The 1,015-nt window shown below is 52.5% G+C and carries 1 protein-coding gene, 1 rRNA gene and 1 pseudogene; 1 reads left to right on the top strand and 2 read right to left on the bottom strand.

Going from position 1 to position 1,015, the window contains the following annotated elements:
- The first annotated feature begins 102 nt into the window (after nt 1-102).
- Nucleotides 103-218, top strand: a 5S ribosomal RNA gene (rrf, locus tag AC4PR2_RS29135).
- Between the two features lie 72 nt (nt 219-290).
- Here rrf and mobB read toward each other — a convergent pair.
- Together mobB and mobA are read right to left on the bottom strand one after the other, a co-directional pair.
- A complete protein-coding gene (mobB, locus tag AC4PR2_RS29140) occupies nt 291-809 on the bottom strand; it encodes a molybdopterin-guanine dinucleotide biosynthesis protein MobB (RefSeq protein ID WP_197803967.1) in 519 nt (172 codons plus the stop codon).
- Nucleotides 806-943 (bottom strand): annotated as a pseudogene (gene mobA / locus AC4PR2_RS29145) (molybdenum cofactor guanylyltransferase MobA); the annotation flags it as partial. The gene mobB and the pseudogene mobA, both read right to left, overlap by 4 nt.
- Nucleotides 944-1,015 lie beyond the last annotated feature (72 nt).

The raw sequence follows: 1,015 nt of genomic DNA on the forward strand, positions 1-1,015 counted from the left end.
ACACCGAAGGTGTTTTGGTGAGACCAAGACAATATTCAGCTTGTTTACAGATTGGTTCTGATGGCGACACGAGAGTGGCGCGGTTGGAATAAAACGAATTTGCCTGGCGGCAATAGCGCGGTGGTCCCACCTGACCCCATGCCGAACTCAGAAGTGAAACGCCGTAGCGCCGATGGTAGTGTGGGGTCTCCCCATGCGAGAGTAGGACACTGCCAGGCATCAAATAAAGCCGAAAGCCCTGAACTGACGTTCAGGGCTTTTTGCTATGCGTAAAATGCAAAAAAGCGCAGCTACGCTGCGCCGTTCAACCACTCGACAATAAAATCGGCGATGCTTTCCGGTTGATTGAGATCCAATTGCTTAGCCGCGATGGATAGCGGCCGATCGCTGGCTACCGCCACGACAAACTGATCCAGCATGTCTTCCAACGGTCTGCCGATCTCGGCCCGATAAAGCAGGATCTTGCTGACCGGCTCATGTTTGAACCCTTCCACCAGAATCAAATCGATCTTATCGGCATCAAAACGTTCTGCCAGGTAGCGCAGGTCCAAAGGTTGTTGTTCCGGCGTTTCGGTCATTAATGCCCAGCGGCGATCGCTGGCGACCAGCGTTTGGTCGGCACCCGCTTTGCGCAGCTCATAGCTGTCTTTGCCCGGCGTATCCACATCCATGTCATGATGCGTATGCTTTATCAACCCAACCCTCACCTGGCGCTGTTTCAGCATCGGGATCAACTGTTTGAGCAGGGTGGTTTTTCCCGTTCCACTATAGGCACCGATGGCCAGCAAGGGGGGCAATGAACGATTCATTTCTTTAGCTCTCGTGCTTGCTGCCAATTCCGGCAGTCTTCCGGCGTATTCAGATTATGAAATGCCGCTTGTTGCCCACTGAACACCACGCGTTGTGCGTTAATCTGATGCAAGAACAGCATCAGCTTACGTTCATGGTTAGGAAACTCAATCGCCCCTTTTTGAGTTTCCTAACCATGAATCGGGGCGAGAAAGAGTCGCATGTG

This window comes from Serratia sp. A07 (assembly GCF_058725505.1).